This window comes from Elizabethkingia miricola (assembly GCF_001675285.1).
GTDB classification, from domain to species: domain Bacteria; phylum Bacteroidota; class Bacteroidia; order Flavobacteriales; family Weeksellaceae; genus Elizabethkingia; species Elizabethkingia miricola.
In genome coordinates this window covers 1-4,097 of sequence record NZ_LSGQ01000010.1, presented here as the reverse complement: position 1 = coordinate 4,097, position 4,097 = coordinate 1, and the positions used below count along the sequence as shown (strand labels likewise).

Sequence of the window (4,097 nt, the reverse complement as noted above, 5' to 3'; positions counted from 1 at the left end):
CAACTAAATCCTGATACTGATGATCAAGAACTTTTATCTGTTCCTGATAATCCTGCATTTTTCCTTTGTCACTTTTCTTCTTATCTGCTTCAAGACGATACATTTCACGAAGCCTAGCCTGTTGATCTTTAATATTTTGAAGACTTTTTTTGTCTGCATCATATTTATCTCCTCCTAACGCTTTACTGGCTGCATAAGCTAAATCTTCGTATACAGATTTTAATTCTCTCAGGGCGTCTGCTTCTCTCTTTATAGCACGTTCTTTTTTCTTGTCATTATTGAATAGCGAACTAACAGACTTAATTAACCCGCCTATCATCTTGATACTTCCGGTAACCATTCCAACAGGACCACCTGTAGCAAATTCTCTCATGCCATCAGCAACTTGACTAACTCCTTCTAAGACACCTTTCATTTTATCTAAAGCATCTCCAAACTCATTATCTAAACTGCCACCTAAATCAGTAATTATTCCCTCTACAGAGTTAACAGCTCCACCAACCATATTTACAATTTCAGAGGTTTTGTTACCCCAATTTGAAAAGTCTTTTTTAAGGTTGTTTAAAAAAGAATCTTTTGTAGATTGTTGTTGGTCTAATTTTTCTTTCGCTTTTTTTGCCTTTTCTGCCGAAACATTATATTCCTCAAGAGCTTTTTTAGCATCTTCAGCACTCATAGTACTCGCAGCCCTTAACTTTGTAAAGCTTAAAGCCAATTCATTGTTAGCTTCTTCGAGTTCTTTTTCTGCTTTTTCAATGTCTTCGGATGCCTTGCGATAGTTTCTCCATGAAGTTATTATTGGTTGTACTGAAAAAGCGGAGACAGCTTTACGTTGAAATTCCTCTATTTTATCAGATACAATTTTGTAATCCTGTGGATTTAGAGTTTTTTTATTTGCATCTCTCCATTCAATGAGCTGTTTAACAACTCTTTCAGCAGTCCTGCGAGACACATATTCAATATTGCTAAAAGCTAACTCCCAATCTTTAGACGTCCTGAACGCTTCTACAGTTAAGGCGGATAATTGCTCTCCATAGGCTTTTTTGATCTTATCTCTTTCAGAATCATTTTTAGCGAGTTCTAAAGCTTCATTTAAATCCTTTGTTATTTTTGCTTTCTTTTCTTCAAAAGTTTTATGATCATTTAAAAGCTGGTTATAATTAGCTTCAATACGTCTTCTTTCATCTTCTTGTGCTTTTTTAATAGCCCTATCTTTCAATGCTCGTTCTTCTTCGGTTGAGTCTCCTGCATCAATTCTACCATATTTTTGCAATTGAGATATTAGCTCGGAACCTGAGAATTTGGACTTCAATACATCTATCTGGTTATTTACCCCTTCTATAAATGTCTCAAGACCTTTATATTCTGATATTGATTTGGATATGAGAGCTAAGTTTTCGGCGGCTTCTTTATCTCCTTTCCCTGATGCTATCAATTTTTTAACCGCAACATCTGTTTCTTCTAAATACTGTAGAAAAGATTTGTCTTTTATTTTAGGGAACATTCCATCAACATATTCTTTCGAATAACCTTGTTGAATAAGTTGATCACGAACGCCAATCTGACGTTTAACTTCGTCCATTTCTTCACTGAAAGTCTTTGCTTGTGCCTCTGCCTGAAGCTGACGAACCTGCTTATTTATACCTTCAATTCTTTTCTTAGCGTCATCAACAGAAATAACTTCTCCGGTATAAAATGGAGTACCATTTTTATCTTTATCTTTCCCGTACTTATCAAGTTTCCGTAGTTTGACCATACCATCAACTGCAACATTGATAGCTTCATTAATGAGTTTTGCTCTTTGCTCAAGCTCTGCAATGGAGCCTTTAGGAAGTATTTCAGCTAATTGCTTATTATCCTTACCGCTTTTGGAACTGATTAAATCATTATATTTCTTAATAAGAGCCATATTTTTCAACCACTCTTTTGACTGAGGAACTAAGTCCTTATTTGCCTCTTGAAGCCTTTTAACTTCTTCTTCATACCATCGCTGCGTGCCCTTTTTTGCGCCGCCAACTGTTATTTCAGAGGAAGTGTCATCTAAACCTAAATAGTCGGAAACAAGCGTTTTAAATTGTTCTCTATCTTTTTTAAAGCCCTCTATATATTTTTCCGCATACTTACGGCCGTCTTGCATTTTCCAGCCTCTTTTTTCTAGTTCATCAATTTGGCTAATCTTTTTATTATAATATTTCAGGTCATTTTCCTGTACTTTATTTCCGACTTTGAGTTGCTCTCTCGAATCTTTTACAGCATCAGAATATTCACGTACAGATTTTGAAAGCTTTAACAACTGATCTCTTTGTTCCGATGTTATTTTTTTATCAAAAAATGCATCTTGAACGTCTCTATAAAAGTCACTTCCTTCCTTAAATTTGAAGTTTTTAGTTACAGTATCTATCTTAGTTTTTATGAGAGAATAGTTAAATTCATCCTTAGCATTTTTCTCAACAATATCTTTTACCGCAGCTAATTTTGCTTGCGCAGAAGCAAGTGATTGCATTTTCTTTATTACTTGGTCAAATGCATCCCCCAATCTTAGGGTAGCTCTATATTGACTATCTAAAGCACCTCTGAAAGTAGGATCTATAGCTATTAGTTTTTCATAGGCCTTTTTTCTATCCTCTAGCTTTGAGTTTTCACTATTAATAACGGCTATTAAATTTTGTATTTGCGCCCTTTTTTCAGATACTCCCTTTGAAAAGGTGTCTGTCAACTGCTTCTCAATACTTTCCTGAAATTTCATTTCAGATGTAGCCTCCTTAGTAAGTCCTATTGCACGTTTTATTTCATCACCATACACTACGTATGAAGAAATAACCAATGCAAGTGCTGCCAGTATCACTCCGTATGGATTTGCAGAAGCAGTAAGATTAAATAATGCTTGTGCATCTGCGGCACTCTTGATGCTTTTTGCAAGACTTATCCAAGTAGATATACTTTGTCCAATAGCTATCGCTTTTTGAACTACAGCCGTTAAAATTAATGCAGCCCTATAAGCTCCGTATGTAGCGATAAGTACTTTAAGAACTTTTATCACTTCTTCATAATTATCTACAAGATAAGCTAACCCATCAATAGCATCGTTTAGCACGCCTTCATTAGCTTCTCCCATCTTATTTAGCATCTGATCCCAGGCATCTTCTAAATTTGAGATCTTACCAGATAAAGAGGCAGATTGCTTTTCCATTAAGTTGAAAAACATTCCACCTTCATTAGTTAAACTAAATAAAACATCTTTTACATCTTTGAATCCTATTTTACCTGCCGATACCATTGCAGAAATTTCGGCTTCTGATTTCTTAAACTTTGCAGCCAATTCAGCTACCATAGGAATACCAGCTTCAGTAAATTGTCGTAGATCATCTCCCATTAGCTTGCCTTTAGCCTTGACCTGTCCATAAACAAGGTTTATTCGGCTTAATGGCACACCCAAACCAGATGCTATATTTCCCATTCTAGTAAGAGTGTCAACAACTTCTTTAGCTGGAATCTGAAAAGCCAATAATTGTTTTGCACCAGAAGAAACATCTTGAAGTGAGAATGGAGTTTTCGCAGCAAGGTCAACCATTTGACCCATTAACTGTTTTGCTTTTGCTCCATCACCGAGCATCGTAGAAAAGGCGATTTCTGTCTTCTGAAATTCTCCACGAATGTTTATAAGCTCCATAACGAAGCCTTTGAGTGCATTTGCTGAAAAATATCCAGCAATGCCTAATGACAAATTCTTAAAAGCAGAATCCATTCTGCCGGCTTGTTGTTCAACAACGCCAGAAAGACCGAGAATATCAGTCCTAATCTGATTGATCCCAGTCCTAAAATTTGATAAATCTATTGTAGCCCTAAAATTAAGTGCCCCAGCTGCATTATTCATTCCTCCCCCTACTTATATATATCCAAGCTTCTAATAAAGTCCTCTGATGTCTGCTCAGTAAGAGTTATTCCATCATTCTTCTTTTTATCATCATCCGTTTCGTAATTAGATGCATCAATCAACATCCGTTGTACTATTCTCCAATCAATCTTCCAAAGCAAATAGTCAAAAGTCCAATGAAAGTGGGCGCATATCTGCCCTAGTCTTCCATGTATGGCTCTTA

2 protein-coding genes are annotated in these 4,097 nt (G+C 36.0%); both read right to left on the bottom strand.

Features of this window, described 5'->3' with window-relative positions:
• Positions 1 to 3,874: tape measure protein (locus ATE49_RS10135; RefSeq protein ID WP_065082082.1), on the bottom strand; the 3,874-nt coding region annotated here is incomplete at its 3' end.
• Positions 3,875 to 3,882: 8 nt separating this feature from the next.
• Positions 3,883 to 4,089: a hypothetical protein gene (locus tag ATE49_RS20355; protein WP_065082083.1), complete on the bottom strand. Its 207-nt coding sequence runs from the start codon at positions 4,087 to 4,089 to the stop codon at positions 3,883 to 3,885.
• Positions 4,090 to 4,097 lie beyond the last annotated feature (8 nt).